Below are 17,414 nucleotides of genomic sequence, written 5' to 3' on the forward strand. Positions count from 1 at the left end.
GTTCTTCCTATCCACCGTACCCGTGGTCCGTATTTTCTTTTATATCGGCTCATTACTTCAGGCGAGGTATTTTCGCGTTAAACGGAACTCTGCGCCGGCTTATCTGCTTCCTTATCTGGGGTAATAAGAGCGATAACCTCAAAGTGATGGGTGCCAGGAAAGGCATTGATTAGCGCCATTTTCTCAGGCTTGTACCCAGCGCTGTGCCACAGGGATAGATCGCGGGCAAAGGTTGCGGGATCGCAGCCCACATGAACCACGGCCTGCGGCTTTGCCTCCGCCACGGCGCGGATAACCTGCTCGCCCGCCCCGGTTCGCGGCGGATCGAGCACCACGGCACCAGGTTGGGGCAATTGCGCAGCAACCTGTTCTACCTTCGCGGATTTGACTGCAATATCGATATCGCGCAGCCCCGGCTGCGTAGACGCCGTTGCCGCGGGCGAATAGTCCACGGAAATGACTTTTCCACCGGTGGCTTCTGATAGCGCGGGCGCGAATAGTCCGACGCCGCCGTACAAATCCCAGGCAATCTTCTGCTGGTAATTCCGGCCGGCCAGCCACTGCCCCGCCACAGCGCTATAAAGTTCCGGCGCCGCCACATGCGCTTGCCAAAAGGCCGTGGCAGGGAAGGAAAACTCGCGGCCATTGACGTTTTCGACCACCGTGCCAGAGCCCTCGATGACCTCGCGAATGGTCTCCACGCGCCTGCCCCGCGGTGCCTTGCGCGTTTCCACCACATGCCGGTTACCCGCGCCATCGAGAACCGCGACGATTTCGGCCCCCGGGGTAAAACGCCGCGCGCCGTCGCCTACCAAACCATCAATCAAGCCATCTGCTAGTTGGGTACAACCGACAGAAGTCACCAGCTCATTCGAGCGGTACTTCCGCAATCCGGCGCGGCCTTGCTTGTCGACGCCCAACCTGACCCTCGTCCGCCAGCCCCGTACCGGCGGCAGGTCGTGTTGTTCAATAGTGAGGGACTCGAGCCCTTCTATGCCGCTACGGCGCAGCTGTTCGCGGAGAACGTCCATCTTGATGTCTAGTTCCGCTGCGGGATCCAACTCTGCAAAATCGCAGCACCCAGCACCAAGCTCCGCGGCGGGGCAACTAGTGGGTACGCGCAGAGCCCCTGCGGTGACGATGCTATCGAGTTCGCCCTTGATAAAGGACTTTTTCACCTTACCGGCGGTTGCGCGAACCGTGTCCCCCGGAAAAGCCCGGGGAACGAAGACGACGCGCCCGTCTGAGGCGTGGCCGATGCCAAGTCCACCATGGGCCATGCGGTCAATGGTGACCTCCAGGGTGTCTCCGCGAGATAGAGCGGACTCATTCATTTTCTGCCTCGAACTCTTGTGTACTGCGATCTGAACTTGTGGCAAGCCCGGCATTTTCTGCCGCTTCTACCGCGGCATCTGCGCGGCGCACCATCCACACGGTCAATGCGGTCACCAACAGCGTCAAGGGCCAGCCCATGACGATCCTGGTAATGCCCAAGGCGGTCGTCTCCCCGGCATCATAAATCGCGCGCTGGATAATAAACCGCGCTAAGAAGATAACGGCCCACCCGGCGGTGGCAATGGAATAGGCCCTGCGCGCAAGCTTTACCTTCTGCCAGGCCATATCATCGCCGTTCAAGCCCTTCCAGATAACGCCAACGGCCGGCCACCGGAAGAGAATTGATAGCGACGCGGCGATAAACAGGGCCAGTGACATCCAAATGCCGTATAGGAAGTAGCCTTTGGCATCGCCGGTAAACCAGGCGATGGCGGCGCAAATGGCCACCCCGATAAGGCCAGAGATGGCCGGCTGAATGGTCTGTTTGCGAACGATGCGCCATATGGCGATCACTACCGCCACACCCAGCGCGGAGATGAGCGCCGGGGTTAGGCCGTAAAGGCTATTAACTGGAATAAGGACGACGATGGGCAAGGTGGCCGCAACCAGTCCGGGAAGGCCTCCCATTTGTTCCAACAGAGTTGGCTCATTATCGCGGTCCTGATCGTCGCCTAGCTGTGGAGCCTGCGGCTCCGGCAAAGAGTTACTCACGTAGCGTTCTGCTTTACTTACTTATCGGTATCGGGGTTAGACCCCTTGTCTTTGTCATGTGCGGGAGATTCATTGTCCCCCTTGGGTGGCTGCGCGCCCAAATCGCGCAGTTGCTGTTCGGCTTCCGCCTCAGCTGCGGGATCGGGGCCGCCTACTCCGTTTTCTGGGTGACCTTGGGCCGCCTGCCCCTGGGAATTTGCGCCTGATTGGTCCTGCTGGCGCTTTTCCATGGCTTGTTTGACCTGCTCCACCAGCTGCTTGGGCATGATGACCGGCAGTGCATTGCCCGCCAAAATGGGATCTTCACCGCGGTAGACAAAGGTGCGCGATGCTACGTCGCGCGCGATCTGCGCTAAATCTTCTTCAAGGCCGGTAGGTGCTGCAAGAGTTAAGCGCAGCATCCACCGCGGGCCTTCGGCGCCAATGACGCGCAGTTGGCCGTTGTCATTTTTGCCAACGATTTCCAGCCCCCAAGGGCCTTGCTCCGTGGTGACGGATAGCCCATCGCGGCTCATGCCTTCCTTGATTTCTTCCACGGATTCAGCCCACTGGCCAGGCTTGCGTGGAGCTGCGAAGGCAACGGGAGTAATACGGCCCGCCTTGGTGACAATGTGCAGCATCTTCGGGCCTTGTTCGCCCATTTCTACCTGGACCTGGGAATCCTTGGGCAGCGGAATGCGCATCGAGCCAAGGTCAAGGATGCCGATGGAAGAATCAGAAAAGTCAAAGTCTTCGATATTGACGGAATCGCCATCGAAGGGGCCGGTTTCGCCATTTACGGCGTCGTGGGCAAACTCCGTTGGCACCTGTCCCGAAGCTGCGGCGGCATCGGCAGCCGTATCTTTTACGGATGCAAAGGAATTCGATTCAGCCGAAGCCGATCCTGCGGAATCAGCGGCAGGCTCTTGCGGCTGCGATTGCCGTGAGGCCTCCGGCTCTTCCTTCCGGTTGTCATCGTTTTTCTTTTTGCCAAATGGCCAAATACCCATGTGTTTAAACCTTTCTATACCCCGGTTGATCCGTAGCCGCCGGTACCGCGGTCGGTCTCATCCAAGTCTTCTACTTCGCTAAAATCCATTAGTTCTACACGCTGTACCACGAGTTGAGCGATGCGCATGCCGCGCTCGATCTCGATCGGGGTGTGGGAATCGTGGTTGATCAGGCACACCTTGATCTCCCCGCGGTAGTCAGCATCCACGGTACCCGGCGTATTGACAATGGACAGCCCGTGTTTAGCTGCTAGGCCAGACCTCGGATGAATTAATCCCACGGTGCCCAGCGGCAAGGCCATGGCTATACCGGTGCCAACGAGGGCGCGTTCGCCAGGTTGGAGGGTAAGCGCCTCGGCAGCATAAAGATCGGCGCCGGCGTCACCCCGATGGGCCCGAAATGGCATCGGCAGCCCTTTATCGAGGCGCTTAATTTTGACGTCTCCTACTGGCGTTAGTTCCTGCGGTAGCGAATTCGAATCAGTCACTTAGCCAATCCTACCTGCCCCAGCCGGTTCATTCTGCGCCTGGAGTGGACTAGACTGCCTAGACGTGTCTGATATTCCTGCTCCTCAACCCGCTGACCCGAAAGTGTTGTATCGCGAACGCCAATGGGTGCCGTGGTACTTCTGGATTTTTGCAGCAATCGTTGTGGCTTTAACCTCAGCTACGGCCGGACTCAACCGCTCTGTGTGGTGGACCATCATTCCCGCGGTCCTGCTCGGAGCCATCGCTATCTGGGTGCTCATCACGTGGTCTGGGACCGTTGTGCAAGTAGAACAAGATGAAGATGGCACGCGGTGGCTGCTCGTCAAAGACGCACAGCTACCCAATGAGGTTGTCTCTCGTTCGATTACCGTTCCAAAGTCTGCGCGCCATAACGCACTGGGCCCGCAATTCGATCCGGCCGCATTCTTGGTCTCTCATGCCTGGATTGACGAGCACGCCATGATGGTCCTCAATGATCCGGAAGATGACACCCCATATTGGCTCATTGCCTCGAAAGATCCAGACCAACTGCTCCGCGCCTTCCTGCCAGAGCAGCACGCGTAAAATTCGTAGATTCTAGGGGTCGCTGCTTTTTAGAAGGCATCACCTGTGAGAGTGCCGTTGGTGTTTTCCGTGCTACTGCATCCCCCCCCCCCGAGCAAGCCCGCATGACAGCATTAAAGCAGACTTTCGGTCGCACCTTACGCGGGTTCTTGTACCGTCAGTGAAAAGTTGGACTAGGAAGAGATCACAATGGGTTTCGGAGGAGCTTTAGGCAGAACTCAAAAAGATGGGAAACCCTGGATACCTCCTTGGTGGTTTTCCTTTGTGCTACTGCCGCTAATGGTCATCGCTGAATTTTATGTCAGCCAAGTAACCGGTTGGCGGGGAGTGTCCTCATCCAACGTGGAAGGAGTCTCTTGGAGCGAAGTGAGCTCTGACGGCATCGTCCTTCACGTAGTGAGGTACATGGCTTTTTACTTCGTTCTAGTCCTGCCCATCTTCTTGGTTCGTCGATACCTATGGGAGAAACGGCAAAAGCAAGGAAGCGAACCGGATGAAAAGGGCAAAGACGAACAGCCTTAGATATAGCTGGATAACTGAGGGGGCCTGCCCCCCGAAAGTAGAGGCCCCGGGGAGTTAGCTCCCGCGCACATTAGGTGTCTGCTAAACAAGGAAAACTTCACACCCCGCCACGTTTGCCTGTGCAAACTGCGGCGGGGTGAATCTTTATTTGGGTTGTGCGCAGTAACGGCTAGCTAGGCCAATACTGGCTGTTTAGGCACAATCCTTACAGATGGGCATGCCATCTTCTTCGTGCGAGTAACGCTTATTGGACTGGACCAAAAAGCAGGATCCGCAGGTAAATTCGTCTTCTTGGCGGGGAACGACCTGTACGTTGAGTTCCTCGCCGGTGAGGTCAACTGATGGCGGCTGGAATGCTTCGACGATTTCGCCATCGTCATCCATGCCATTGCTTTCGGGTTCAGCTGCTTTCAGTCCCTCTAAAGAGTCAGTTTCAAGTTCGTCTTCTGCACCGCGGCGCGGTGCGTCATAATCGGTGGCCATACTGCACGCCCCTATAAGTCGAGTTGCTTTAGGAATAGTTGTTTATCGATCGCGCATAGTAAAGGACAAACACCGATATGTCATCCTGCTGCTAAGAAATTCTTAGATCCTTCACCCCCGCATCGCTTCCTTAGCGCCATGTGCTGCCAAAAGTTCCTCAAATGCGGGTGCCAAATTCACCCCCGCAGCCCAGGTTAATTCACCATCGGCGGCCCCCTTGTCCAGCCCTGGATGGTGGACTTTAGCTCCTGCCTCGCGGGCGATGAGAGCACCGGCGGCAAAATCCCAAGCGTTAATGCCGTGCTCGAAATAGGCATCTACGCTCCCCTCGGCCACGCGGCACAAATCAAGGGCGGCTGCGCCGATGCGGCGGATATCGCGGACCTGCGGCAGCAACTTGGTCAGCAGCTCCGCCTGGTGTTTGCGCCGCTGTGCGCCGTAACCAAATCCCGTCGCAACCAAGGAAAGCGCGGGATCATCTTGTTCACCGCATCGCAGCGAGGACCGCGTGCCATCCGCAGTGGTAACCGTGGCACCCTCGCCTGCCGCTGCGGAATACACCTGCCCCCGCGCCACGTTGACCACAGCGCCTGCTACCAGGCGGCCATCGTATTCCGCACCGATGGAGACCGCGTAGTCCGGAATGCCGTAAAGGAAATTGACGGTTCCGTCGATGGGGTCCACGATCCACCGCACGCCGGTCGTCCCGTCGAAGCTCGCGCCTTCCTCACCTAATAAGCCATCGCCAGGGCGGCTTTCCCTAATCGTGCGCGTAATAAACTCCTCAGTGGCGGTGTCGACCTCCGTTACCGGGTCGACGGCGCTCGATTTCGTCTGAGTATGTGCCGCAATACCGTCTCCAGCGACCAAGTCGGCGCGGCGCGTCCGGATAAGTTCCGCCGCGTGCATCGCGGTAGATTCCGCAAAATCTCGCAACTGCAGAAAATCTATGTCATGATCCATGCCAACCATTGTGCCTTCTTCTACACTTGCGAGCATGACTACTCATACTGGCCACTCATTTGGCATCGATATCGGCGGCTCCGGCATTAAGGGCGCAGAAGTCGACCTCAAAAACGGTGAATTCGTGGGTTCGCGGCTAAAGATCCCTACCCCACAGCCGTCCACACCAGATGAGGTAGCCACGGTAGTAGCCCAAATTGTGCGCGAAAAAGAGTGGGACAAGCCCGTCGGCATCACCTTGCCCTCGGTAGTGTCGAACCACACGGTGCACTCCGCTGCCAATATCTCACCTGAGTGGATAGGCGTGGATACCACCGAGTTGTTTTCGCGTTATTTAGACGTTGATTTTGTGGTCTTAAATGATGCCGATGCCGCAGGACTTGCGGAAGTCGCGTATGGAAACGAGTTGGCCAAAACCGGGCCAGTCATCTTTTTGACGCTGGGAACCGGCATCGGATCGGCCTTCTTCCTCAACGGGCAGCTCTTCCCCAATACCGAGCTTGGCCACCTCACGGTGGAAACTAACGAAGCCGAGGCGATCGCGTCCTCCGCCGCCAAGGAACGCGAAGGGCTGAAGTACAAGGAGTGGACGCCTCGGCTCAATCGAGTGCTGCAAGAATACGAGAAATTATTTAACCCGCAAGCATTCCTGATCGGGGGTGGCATATCTCGCAAATTCCACAAATGGGGACACCACTTAACCATTGATACCCCCGTTATGCCTGCACAGTTGCAAAATCGTGCGGGTATTGTAGGTGCAGCGATGGCGGTATTGGAAGGCCTAGAGCCATAAAATCGCCGTTGCATTAACCCTATCTACCGGCATTGTGCAAAAATCGCCTATACTGGGCGGTCGATCCAAAATTGCATGGCTCTCGGGCGTGTCTGACCTGCATAAGGCCTACACCCGCTAGCATTTCTTAATGCTATTGCCACCCTGTGCGGGTGCGGTGAGCTATTCCCATCAAGTAGTAAGTCGAAAGGGCGTACGTGGCAGCCACTGATTCTTCAGACCAGGCACTCGGCGAGGACGATAAGTCTGTCGAGGCATCTACTCCTGCAAAGAAGACCGCCAAAAAGACGGCAAAGAAAACGGCGAAGAAAACCGCCAAGAAGTCGGCGAAGAAATCAGCCAAGAAAGCTGTCAAGAAGACCGTGCGAGCCTCTGCGGCGGAACCGCAAGACTCCCCTGCAAACTCCGCGGAGAAAGCGCCGTCGGAGGAGGCAGAGGACGCAGAGGATCAGCTCGATTCCGTTGAGCAAGATGCCCCTGCGGATGACGTCGACTTCGACCCAACTCATGAGGACATCGAAGAGGACGAATTCGATGCCCCCACTGACCTCGATGAAGACGATATTCAGGAAGAGTTGGGCGAAGAAGAAGACGAGGACGAAGTAGAAGATACGTCCTCTGTCTGGGATGAGGAAGAATCCGTCGCCCTGCGCCAGGCGCGCAAGGATGCACAGCTGACCGCCTCCGCCGACTCCGTGCGCGCGTACCTCAAGCAGATCGGTAAGGTTGCCCTGCTGAATGCTGAGCAGGAGGTCTCTTTGGCCAAGCGCATTGAGGCCGGCCTGTACGCGCAGCACCGCATGGACGAGATGGAAAAGGCTCGCGCGGAGGGCGATAAGGCTGCCAAGCTCTCCCCCATGGAAAAGCGCGATCTGCGCAGCATCGCTAGGGACGGACGAAAGGCTAAGAACCACCTGTTGGAGGCCAACCTTCGCCTTGTGGTCTCCTTGGCCAAGCGCTACACCGGCCGCGGCATGGCTTTCTTGGACCTTATCCAGGAAGGCAACTTGGGCCTTATCCGTGCGGTAGAAAAGTTCGACTACACCAAGGGCTACAAGTTCTCTACCTATGCCACGTGGTGGATCCGCCAGGCCATTACCCGCGCCATGGCAGACCAGGCCCGCACCATCCGCATCCCGGTACACATGGTGGAGGTCATCAACAAGCTGGGCCGCATCCAGCGCGAGCTGCTCCAGGACTTGGGCCGCGAGCCCACCCCACAGGAGCTCGCGAAGGAAATGGACATCACCGAAGAAAAGGTGATGGAGATTCAGCAGTATGCGCGTGAGCCCATCTCGCTGGACCAGACCATCGGTGATGAGGGCGATTCTCAGTTGGGTGACTTCATCGAGGACTCTGAGGCCGTCATCGCCGTCGATGCCGTGTCCTTCACCTTGTTGCAGGACCAGCTCCAGGACGTGCTGACCACGTTGTCCGAGCGCGAAGCTGGCGTCGTGCGCCTGCGCTTCGGGCTTACCGATGGCATGCCGCGCACTTTAGACGAGATCGGCCAGGTCTACGGAGTTACCCGCGAGCGCATCCGTCAGATCGAGTCCAAGACGATGTCAAAGCTGCGTCACCCCTCTCGTTCGCAGGTATTGCGCGATTACCTCGACTAGATAACTCGCCCGCCTCGCACAGCATTAAGGCCGCACCACGGTGGTGCGGCCTTTTATGTGCCTTTCCCTCCTGCGGGGCTGGCGTCGCGAAAGAAGCGCAGCGCCAGCAAGCCGGCCGACAGCCAACCGGCGATAAGGAGGCTTGCTACCACTTGCGCAAGTAGTTGATGCGCTCGCGCAATTGGTCCGCGCTACACAACGCGGTGGGCGGTCCGCCGCAGGCCTTGCGGACCTCGGTGTGGATGGCACCGTGCGGCCGGCCGGAGCTCTGCGCGGCAATGGAGACCACCGTGTTGAGCTCCTTGCGCAGCGCGCCGAGCTCATCCACCACGCCGGTATCCTCTGCGCCATCGGACTCTTGCTGCTTCGCGGCAGGCGCATGACCCATGCCGTAGATCTTGCGGCGGTGAGCCTCTTCTGCCTCAGCGGCCCGGCGCGCCTTTTCCTCGGCCTCACGGCGGTCCATTTCCTCGGATTGCTTCTTGCGCAGTAGGTCTTTGACCTGGTCGGCATCGAGGAGCCCGGGGATGCCGAGGAAATCGGCTTCCTCATCAGAGGTCATATCGCCGGTATTAAACTGCGAGCCGTTATAGAGCAGGCCAGAAAATTCGGCTTCGGCGCCTAAAGACTCGTAGGACTTTTCCAGCATGTCCGGTTCAGTCTTTTTCTGGTTTGCCTGCTCGAGTAGCTCGTCGTCCCAGCCTTCTTTCTCCGTCTTCTCTTTGCCCAAGACGTGGTCGCGGGATTTTTCCATGTGCTCGGCAAGGCCGAGCAGCACGGGGATAGAGGGAAGGAAGACCGAGGCGGTTTCGCCAGGCATGCGGGAGCGCACAAAGCGGCCGATTGCCTGGGCGAAGAACAAGGGGGTCGACGCGGACGTGGCGTAGACTCCGACCGCGAGGCGGGGCACGTCGACGCCCTCAGACACCATGCGTACGGCAACCATCCATTCATCGGTGGAGTCCGCAAATTCTTGAATGCGGTCCGAGGAACCTGGGTCATCGGACAAAATAACCGAGACTGGGGTATTGGAGAGTTGCTTGAGGATTTTCGCGTAGGCGCGGGCGGTGGTCGTATCGGAAGCGAGCACGAGCCCGCCGGCATCCGGCATATTGCGCCGCATCTGCATCAAGCGGGTATGCGCCGCCTGCAGCACGGCGGGGATCCATTCGCCCTTGGGGTCGAGCGCGGTGCGCCAGGCGCGCGCGGTTTGTTCCACGTTCATGATGTCACCCAGTCGCGCGGAGTGCTCTTCCCCGGCGGAGTCCCGCCAGCGCGCCTCGCCGGAGTAGGACAGGAAGACGACGGGGCGCACGACGCCATCGGCAAGCGCATCGCCGTAATCGTAGGTGTGGTCGGCGCGTGAGACCTTATGGCCTTCCCCATCGTCCTCATAGCGCACAAAGGGGATGGGCGATTCATCGGAGCGAAACGGCGTACCGGTCAGCGCGAGGCGGTGGTTGACGTCGTCGTAGGCTTCCTTGACGCCATCGCCCCAGCTTTTGGCATCGCCGGCGTGGTGGATCTCGTCCAAGATCACCAAGGTGCGCCGCGCGGAGGCAACGGCGCGGTGCTTGAAGGGGTGCATGCCCACTTGGGCATAGGTCACCACGATGCCGTCCATGCTGGGGTTGACCGCAGAGGAGTTCGTGAAGGCAGGATCCAAGGCCAAGCCCACCCGCGCGGCGGCGGCAGACCACTGCGTCTTCAGGTGCTCGGTAGGCACCACGACGATGACGCGTTCTACCGTGCGGTCTTCCATAAGCTCCGTCGCGATGCGCAGAGCAAAGGTGGTTTTACCCGCACCTGGGGTCGCCACGGCCATAAAATCTTGTGGCTTGGTGGCGAGGAATTTATCGAGGGCTGATTGCTGCCACGCGCGGAGGTTCGTCTTCTTAAACGTCCTCACTTGCGGCGAAGACCCTTAAAAACGCGTTCGCAATCGGGGCATACCGGCGAGCCCGGCTTTGCCTGTTTGGTTACCGGGAAGGTCTCACCGCACAGAGCAACGACGTATTTTCCGTTGACCGCGGAATCGAGAATCTGATCCTTTTTGACGTAGTGGAAGAACTTCGGCGTGTCATTATCCGTCGTCGAAGTGTCTTCACGAATATCTGGCCGTTCAATTGTCTTCGTAGTCGTAGTCACGCACCCCATTTTGCCGCATCAGCATCGAACTTTGCGAGTCATGCGTCTACCCTTGGAGAACATGCACACTCTACGCACTCCAACGCCGGCTTTCCCGTCCCATGTTGTAGGGTTACGCGCCGCGCTCCAGGGAGGTGCGTAATTTAAGTGTTTGGCAAAAAGGAACGTTTTCTCATCACGGATGCCAAGCTCTCGCCCGCACAAGATCGCAGGCGCCGGGAGCTGTGGTACGGCTTTTTCCAATTCCTGCGCGTGCCGTCCCTGCTCATTGCCGGGGTCTTTTTGTACCTGCATTGGTGGTTGCTCGCGGCGATCATCGTGGGCGTGACTTTTCCTTTGCCGTGGATTGCCGTGGTCATTGGCAATAGCCGCGGTGAGAAGAAGGACAAGCGGGATAAAAATGTCTATAAACCCGCGATGAATCGTCAGCTATATTCGCAGTATCAGAACCAACAGATTTCCCGCGGTGGCTCCAAGGCAATCGAATCTCAGCATTCCGTTATTGACCATGACGATACTGCCTCCGATTAGGCGCATAACCCGCATGAATAGCACGACTGGAAAGGATCTTCTCCCAGCATGACGTCCTTTGGCCCTCATTTCGATGCCGCCGCGCTGCGCGATCTTGCCCCGGAGCTAGCGGAGGCTTTTTCGCAGGCCAGTTTTACTACCGATGGTTTAGCTGGGCATTTGGGTCCGGAGCTTACGGAGGCCCTCTACCGCGGTGAGCCTGCCGCGGTGGCGCGCGGCACCGCCGGTAATTCCCAGCTGGATACGCTCATCCGCTTCTTCCTGCTGCATGAGCATCTGCCGGCCACGCTGCTTGCCGATGCCCTCGGGGCCCGCCTTGCCGCCAAGCTCCTGGATGCCGGCGTGGCACTTTCCGATGATCGCGGCAGCATCTACATTGCCCTCGATATCCGGCCCCATATCATCGTCGGCTCCAACCGCCTCGTCTTTTCCGATGTCGATGCCTCGCTGGTGGACCACGTCCCCGGCGCGGATCACGTCTTGGGCGTCGGGGCGGCAAGCCTCTCACTCTTGCAATCGACGCCGGTAAGCCCGGTATCAACGGTGCTCGATCTGGGCACCGGTTCGGGAGTGCAATTGTTGGGTCAGCTCGAGTGCGCGCGCAGCATTACGGCGACGGATGTCCACCGGCGCGCGCTTGATTTGGCCGGTGCCACCGTCGCTGCCTCAGGGACTAGTACAGAGGTAGAGCTAGTTGAGGGCTCGTGGTTCGAGCCCGTTGCGGGGCGCACCTTTGACCGCATCGTTGCCAATCCCCCATTCGTCGTTGGCCTTCCCCAGGTGGGCCATGTCTACCGCGATTCTGGCCTGAACTTGGATGGGGCAAGCGAATTGGTGGTTTCTCAAGCCGTTGACCACCTCGCCCCGGGCGGAACCGCGCATTTGCTCGCCGCCTGGGTGCATACCAGTGGGCAGACCTGGCAACAGCGCGTGGCCTCGTGGCTACCGGATAAGGGAATAGCCGCCTGGATCATTCAGCGCGATATCGCCGATCCCTCCCTCTACGTATCCACGTGGCTTAAGGACGAATCGTTGGATGTGCGCAGCGACGAGGGCAAGGCGCGCTCTAAGGCCTGGCTGGATCATTTCCACCATCACGATGTCACGGGCATCGGGTTTGGGTTCGTCGCCATCCAAAAAATCGCAGATGATGAGCCCTCCGATATCTTGGCCGAGGAAATGCCGCAGCACTTTAGTGACCCATTGGGACCCGAGGTGGAGGAATACTTCGCCCGCGTGGCATGGCTGCGCGACTTGGTTCCTGGCGAGCTGGAGGGAAAGCACTTCCAGGTGCGCCCACAGGTGGCGAAGGAAGAAGTCAGCGTGGCCGATACCGATAATAAACAAGGATTTAGCCGGGCGGTTATCCGCTTGACGCGTACCGATGGGCCCCGGTGGAGCCACGAAGTTGATGAGCACTTGGCAGCAATCGTAGCTGGCTTATCTCCCCATGGGCTCAACCTTGGAGAGACCGTTGGCCTGTATGCGGTGGCGCACGGCTTCGATGAGGCAGAACTGACCGCGGCCGCGCTTCCCGCCATCATCGATATGGTTCGCCACGGCCTGCTCATCCCCGCCGATCTGCTGCTCGAGGATGATGCTTCCCCGACTGCCCACACCGAATAGCTCCGAACGCCCAGGAAAGGAAGGTACAGGCATGCGCGCAGTACTAACCCGCGTATCCGAAGCAGCTGTCACCGTTGCGGGCGAGACCGTCGGCGCCATCGACTGCCCAGAGACGGGCGGGCTTTTAGCCCTCGTCGGTGTCTCCCGGGAGGATTTAGCCGATTGGAAACCGCGTGCAGAAAAGATGGCCCGCAAGATAGCGGAGCTGCGCATCCTAGACGGTGAAGTATCGGTTGCAGATGCCGGAGCCCCAGTCTTGGTGGTCAGCCAGTTCACGCTGTATGGCCGCACCGCCAAGGGGCGGCGCCCATCGTGGGCCGATGCTGCCCCGGGAGAAGAGGCCGAGCCGGTCATCGAGTACATCATCGAGCGCCTCCGCGAGCGCGCTATCGCGGTCGAATCAGGCCAATTCGGGGCTATGATGCGCGTGTCTTCCGTCAACGAAGGCCCATTTACGGTTTTGGTCGAGACCTAATTTCCTCTCCTGCATTTTCTCTTCATCCGGCGTCTACCTGCGCGAGCGCCCACTCACACCCAGAATTATCTATGAGCTAGATCGCACAATGGGCAACTTTGTTCAACAATGCATATCTCTGGGTGCCGCGCAAGCTTTTTCAGAGTGATAATTAACCTACCCGGAATACAATAAATTATTATCACGTGGCATCATCGCGGGCTTATACTTAACGTGCAACGAAGCGAATGGGCTGGATACAAGCTGAAAAAATAATTTCAGTCCCTTTCCCGCGCACGCTGGTGAGAGAAAATCTTTTCTCACTCCAGGGTGACAGGAGCCCTCAAGCTTCGGTCAACCCCATGCAGAGGAGGAAAGAAAATGTCCCACAAACTCTTGCGCCACGGACAAGTCGAACACCCGGAACACGACGCGCAAATTCCGGAACAACTTCCCGCAGAAGAAAAGCCACCCGCTGACGGCATAGAAACGCCATTTGCGGGCCAAGAAGGTGCTCCAGCGTGGAATAAGGAAGACACCGTATGGATGCTCTCCCTGTTCGGCACCGCCATTGGCGCCGGCGTACTCTTCCTTCCCATTAACGCAGGCATCGGCGGCATCATCCCGCTTCTTATCATGACCGTCGTCGCCTTGCCGATGACCTACTGGGCCCACCGCGGCATGACCCGCCTGGTCCTTTCAAGCTCAAAGCCAGACGGCGATCTCACCGACGTCGTGGAAGAACACTTCGGCGTTAAAGCCGGCGTGTTGATGAATATCCTCTACTTCCTCTCCGTCTACCCCATCCTCTTGGTGTACTCGGTAACCATCACCAACACGGTGAACTCCTTCCTGGATCACCAGCTAGGTATCACCCCTCCAGATCGCTGGCTTACCTCGCTGGTTCTCGTCGGCGGCCTCATCCTCGTCGTGCGCATGGGTAAAAACGTGGTCGTCCACGTCATGTCCTACTTGGTCTACCCATTCATCGGCATCCTGGTACTACTCTCGCTGTACCTCATCCCCAAGTGGAATACTGCACTCTTTGACAGCTTCGACCTCAGCGTCGCGCGCGAAGCCTCCGGCCACAGCATGGGCATTACCTTGATGCTCTTGGTCCCGGTCATGGTCTTCTCCTTTAACCATTCGCCCATGATTTCTTCCTTCGCCGTCGACCGCCGCCAAACCTACGGCAAGTACGCGGAATACAAGTCCCGCAAGATCTTGCTCCGCGCGGAAATCCTCATGGTCGTCGTCGTGATGTTCTTCGTCTTCTCCTGCGCGCTCAGCCTTTCTCCTGCAGATATGGCCGAGGCTAAGGAACAAAACATCACCATCCTGTCTTACCTGGCCAACCACTTTGACAACCCCCTCATCCAGTGGATTGCCCCCATCATCGCCATGATTGCCGTAGCCAAGTCCTTCTTGGGCCACTACCTCGGCGCTGCAGAAGGCTTTGAAGGCCTCCTGGTCAAAGGCAGCAAAAATGCCAATAAAGATGATGCAGAATCCAGCCACAAGCTCGACACCATCACGCTTGTCTTCATGCTGGTAACCGCGTGGCTCGTTGCCTGGGCGGATCCTTCCATCCTCGGCATGATCGAGACCCTCTGCGGCCCGACCATCGCCATCATGCTGTTCCTTATCCCGATGATTGCCATCCACAAGGTTCCAGCACTCGCCCGCTTCAAGGGCAAAGCCTCCAACTACTTCGTCTTCATCATGGGCCTCGTTGCCCTGGCCACCATCATCTACTCCATCGTGCAGGCTTTCTAAGCAGCACCCACTTCTCAGGATTTTCCAGGAGAAAAACCATGTTCATCAGTATCTTCGATATGTTCAAGATCGGCATCGGCCCCTCAAGCTCACACACGCTTGGGCCAATGAAAGCCGGCAAGGCCTTCGTCGACGAACTCAAAGAAAAAGGCCTCATGGATAAGGTCACCCGCGTCCAGGCCAACGTCTACGGCTCCCTCTCCTTGACCGGTGTGGGCCACTCCACCGATAAGGCCATCCTGTTGGGCCTGGCCGGCGAAGAACCAGAAACCGTCGATATCGACGGCATCTCCGCCTTCATGAAAGAGGTCAACCAGAGCGAAACGCTCCTGCTCGGTGGCACGCACACGGTGGGCTTCCCCAAAGACGGCGGATTCTACTTCCACGATGAATACCTGCCCATGCACGAAAACGGCATGTGCCTTATCGCCTTTGCCGGCGAGGAAGACATCCTGCACAAGACCTACTACTCGGTAGGCGGCGGGTTCATCGTCAAGCAAGAAGACTTCGCCATGCGCACCCAAGATACCGTCGATGTACCATTCGCTTATTCCAGCGCGGAAGAACTACTGGCGCTGTGCGAAACAAATAATATGACGCTGCCGGAGCTCGGTCGGGCCAATGAAAGGGCGCTGCACAGCGATGAGGACATCGACGAGCACCTGCGCAAGGTCCGCGATGTCATGTACACCGGCATCAAGCGCGGCTCCACCACCGATGGCCCGCTCCCCGGCGCCCTGCTCGTACCGCGCCGCGCCGCCGCCCTGAAGCGCAGGCTGGAGCAATCCGACCCCCACGATGGCCTCAACATTTTGAGCTGGGTAAACATGTTTGCCCTAGCCATTTCGGAGGAAAATGCCGCCTGTGGCCGCGTCGTCACCGCACCCACCAACGGCGCATGCGGCGTCGTGCCTTCGGTGCTGGCCTATTTCGATGAATTCGTCGAGCCGGTTACCCCGAGCATGTTTGCGGACTATATCTTCGCCTGCAACCACATCGCCGCGCTCTACAAGATGAACGCCTCCATTTCCGGTGCGGAAGTTGGCTGCCAAGGAGAAATTGGCGTCGCCTGCTCCATGGCAGCAGCCGGGCTGGCCCAACTGATGGGGGCGACACCGGAACAGGTGTGCGTGGCTGCCGAAATCGGTATGGAACACAAATTGGGCCTGACGTGTGACCCAGTCCTAGGCCAGGTGCAAGTCCCCTGCATCGAGCGCAACGCCGTAGCTGCGGTAGACGCCATTACTAGCGCACGCATGGCTCTGGACCGCGAAAGCAAGCCGTGTGTCAGCCTCGATGAGGTCATCTGGACCATGTACAACACCGGTAAGGACATCAACGCCAAATACCGGGAGACCTCACAGGGCGGCCTAGCCCTAGCGGTGCACCCGCCCATTCCGGTATGTGGTTAATGCCGGCAACCTAGGCTCCGGAAAGAGCGCCTTTAAAGGAGGCGAGTACTTGGGCACGGCCGGGTACTCGCCTTCTTTGTCGTTACTTTGTGGTACCTTATCAATAATCTGACAGGAATTATAAGGACATGCTTCAGCTGATGAATCTTTCTAGCAGCCATGCCCCCGAAGAAAACTTCCTCGAGCAGTACATACCACTCGTCGATTTCCTCGGTCAGGCCATGGGCCCCAACACCGAAATCGTGCTCCATGATCTCGATGTACCCGATAAATCCATCATCGCCATTGCCAATGGACACATCTCCGGCCGCGAACTAGGCGGCCCGGTCACAGACTTTGCGCTCTGGTTCATGAAACAGGGCGACGCCGCGGCCGTTCCTATGATGACCGGGTACCGCGCGGTCAATAGCGAGGGAAAAGTCTGCCGCTCCTCGAGCTATTTCCTGCGCGATACCACCGGCCATATGCGCGGCATGCTTTGTATCAATGTGGAATTATCCGAGCTTATCCAGATCCGCGATGCCGCTAACGCGTTGATAGGCGGTACCGAGCCGGCCATCGATAAGGCAAAGGCCTTCGGCGGCTACCCCGGCACCACCGCACCGCAGCGCACTCCCGCCCCAGAAGCGCCCGCGCAGAAAGAGCCGGAGGCGCCCTACAGCGAATCGCTGCGCTCCAACGTCGAGCACCTCTTGGATTCCATGCTGGATTCCGCGATTTCTACGCACTCCACCCCGGTCGAGTCGATGCAGCGCCACGAACGGCTAGAGGTCATCGCTTCCCTCGAGGATGCTGGCTTCTTCCTCCTCAAAGGCGGCATCGCCGCGGCGGCCACCCGGCTCGGCGTATCTGAGCCCACGGTCTATCGCTACCTCGTACAGGTCCGCGGCTAAGACCACCCCGCCACGTGGATGTAGCGGTTTTACTGCATCCACGTGGCGCCTGTGCTTGCCGACGCCCCCAAAAAGGTGGACCAAAGCGGCCGGCACGTCGCTGTTT

Annotated in this window: 17 protein-coding genes; 9 read left to right on the forward strand and 8 right to left on the reverse strand. The window is 58.4% G+C overall.

Going from position 1 to position 17,414, the window contains the following annotated elements:
• Positions 1-77: 77 nt before the first annotated feature.
• From HMPREF1267_RS07545 to dut, 4 genes are read right to left on the reverse strand one after another with little or no spacing between them, the layout of a single operon-like run.
• Positions 78-1,334 (reverse strand): class I SAM-dependent RNA methyltransferase, encoded by a 1,257-nt coding sequence (locus tag HMPREF1267_RS07545; protein WP_023028864.1) that lies wholly within the window; start codon positions 1,332-1,334, stop codon positions 78-80.
• Positions 1,327-2,034: a DUF3159 domain-containing protein gene (locus HMPREF1267_RS07550; RefSeq protein ID WP_034654245.1), complete on the reverse strand. Its 708-nt coding sequence runs from the start codon at positions 2,032-2,034 to the stop codon at positions 1,327-1,329. The genes HMPREF1267_RS07545 and HMPREF1267_RS07550 overlap by 8 nt, the downstream gene beginning before the upstream one ends.
• 29 nt (positions 2,035-2,063) lie before the next feature.
• Complete coding sequence (locus HMPREF1267_RS07555) at positions 2,064-3,035, reverse strand: DUF3710 domain-containing protein (RefSeq protein ID WP_005278949.1); 972 nt, start codon at positions 3,033-3,035, stop codon at positions 2,064-2,066.
• Between the two features lie 14 nt (positions 3,036-3,049).
• A complete protein-coding gene (gene dut, locus HMPREF1267_RS07560; protein WP_023017381.1) occupies positions 3,050-3,523 on the reverse strand; it encodes a dUTP diphosphatase in 474 nt (157 codons plus the stop codon).
• A 103-nt stretch (positions 3,524-3,626) separates the two neighbouring features.
• On the opposite strand from dut, the gene HMPREF1267_RS07565 reads away from it, so the two are divergent.
• Complete coding sequence (locus HMPREF1267_RS07565; RefSeq protein WP_005278947.1) at positions 3,627-4,088, forward strand: DUF3093 domain-containing protein; 462 nt, start codon at positions 3,627-3,629, stop codon at positions 4,086-4,088.
• Positions 4,089-4,802: 714 nt separating this feature from the next.
• Here HMPREF1267_RS07565 and HMPREF1267_RS07575 read toward each other — a convergent pair.
• Positions 4,803-5,093, reverse strand: a complete 291-nt coding sequence (locus tag HMPREF1267_RS07575; RefSeq protein ID WP_005278945.1) for a DUF4193 domain-containing protein — start codon at positions 5,091-5,093, stop codon at positions 4,803-4,805.
• A 111-nt stretch (positions 5,094-5,204) separates the two neighbouring features.
• Positions 5,205-6,092 carry an inositol monophosphatase family protein gene (locus tag HMPREF1267_RS07580; RefSeq protein ID WP_034667141.1) on the reverse strand — a complete coding sequence of 296 codons (888 nt, stop codon included), beginning with the start codon at positions 6,090-6,092 and terminating at the stop codon, positions 5,205-5,207.
• Here HMPREF1267_RS07580 and ppgK point away from each other — a divergent pair.
• Together ppgK and HMPREF1267_RS07590 are read left to right on the forward strand one after the other, a co-directional pair.
• Positions 6,091-6,849, forward strand: coding sequence for a polyphosphate--glucose phosphotransferase (gene ppgK, locus HMPREF1267_RS07585; protein ID WP_023017377.1), 759 nt, complete (start codon positions 6,091-6,093; stop codon positions 6,847-6,849). The genes HMPREF1267_RS07580 and ppgK overlap by 2 nt on opposite strands.
• 197 nt (positions 6,850-7,046) lie before the next feature.
• The gene (locus HMPREF1267_RS07590; protein WP_023028866.1) at positions 7,047-8,468 is read left to right on the forward strand and encodes an RNA polymerase sigma factor; all 1,422 of its coding nucleotides are present in this window, start codon (positions 7,047-7,049) and stop codon (positions 8,466-8,468) included.
• A gap of 145 nt (positions 8,469-8,613) precedes the next feature.
• Here HMPREF1267_RS07590 and HMPREF1267_RS07595 read toward each other — a convergent pair whose 3' ends face one another.
• Both HMPREF1267_RS07595 and HMPREF1267_RS07600 read right to left on the reverse strand, forming a co-directional pair.
• Positions 8,614-10,377, reverse strand: a complete 1,764-nt coding sequence (locus tag HMPREF1267_RS07595; protein ID WP_023028867.1) for a DEAD/DEAH box helicase — start codon at positions 10,375-10,377, stop codon at positions 8,614-8,616.
• A complete protein-coding gene (locus HMPREF1267_RS07600; protein WP_005278940.1) occupies positions 10,374-10,625 on the reverse strand; it encodes a DUF3039 domain-containing protein in 252 nt (83 codons plus the stop codon). The genes HMPREF1267_RS07595 and HMPREF1267_RS07600 overlap by 4 nt, the downstream gene beginning before the upstream one ends.
• Before the next feature lie 138 nt (positions 10,626-10,763).
• On the opposite strand from HMPREF1267_RS07600, the gene HMPREF1267_RS07605 reads away from it, so the two are divergent.
• The 6 genes from HMPREF1267_RS07605 (at position 10,764) to HMPREF1267_RS07630 (ending at position 17,308) form a co-directional block, all read left to right on the forward strand.
• Entirely contained in the window at positions 10,764-11,147 is a 384-nt protein-coding gene (locus HMPREF1267_RS07605) for a DUF3099 domain-containing protein (RefSeq protein WP_023028868.1), read from the forward strand.
• A gap of 48 nt (positions 11,148-11,195) precedes the next feature.
• Positions 11,196-12,773 (forward strand): class I SAM-dependent methyltransferase, encoded by a 1,578-nt coding sequence (locus tag HMPREF1267_RS07610; protein ID WP_023028869.1) that lies wholly within the window; start codon positions 11,196-11,198, stop codon positions 12,771-12,773.
• A gap of 31 nt (positions 12,774-12,804) precedes the next feature.
• On the forward strand, positions 12,805-13,248 hold the full coding sequence (gene dtd, locus HMPREF1267_RS07615) for a D-aminoacyl-tRNA deacylase (protein WP_023028870.1): 444 nt from the start codon (positions 12,805-12,807) through the stop codon (positions 13,246-13,248).
• Positions 13,249-13,608: 360 nt separating this feature from the next.
• Positions 13,609-15,003: an HAAAP family serine/threonine permease gene (locus HMPREF1267_RS07620; RefSeq protein WP_005278931.1), complete on the forward strand. Its 1,395-nt coding sequence runs from the start codon at positions 13,609-13,611 to the stop codon at positions 15,001-15,003.
• Positions 15,004-15,041: 38 nt separating this feature from the next.
• The gene (locus HMPREF1267_RS07625; RefSeq protein WP_023028871.1) at positions 15,042-16,415 is read left to right on the forward strand and encodes an L-serine ammonia-lyase; all 1,374 of its coding nucleotides are present in this window, start codon (positions 15,042-15,044) and stop codon (positions 16,413-16,415) included.
• Positions 16,416-16,555: 140 nt separating this feature from the next.
• A complete protein-coding gene (locus tag HMPREF1267_RS07630) occupies positions 16,556-17,308 on the forward strand; it encodes a transcriptional regulator (RefSeq protein ID WP_232018220.1) in 753 nt (250 codons plus the stop codon).
• Positions 17,309-17,414 lie beyond the last annotated feature (106 nt).

The organism is Corynebacterium sp. KPL1824, assembly GCF_000478095.1.
GTDB lineage: Bacteria > Actinomycetota > Actinomycetes > Mycobacteriales > Mycobacteriaceae > Corynebacterium > Corynebacterium accolens.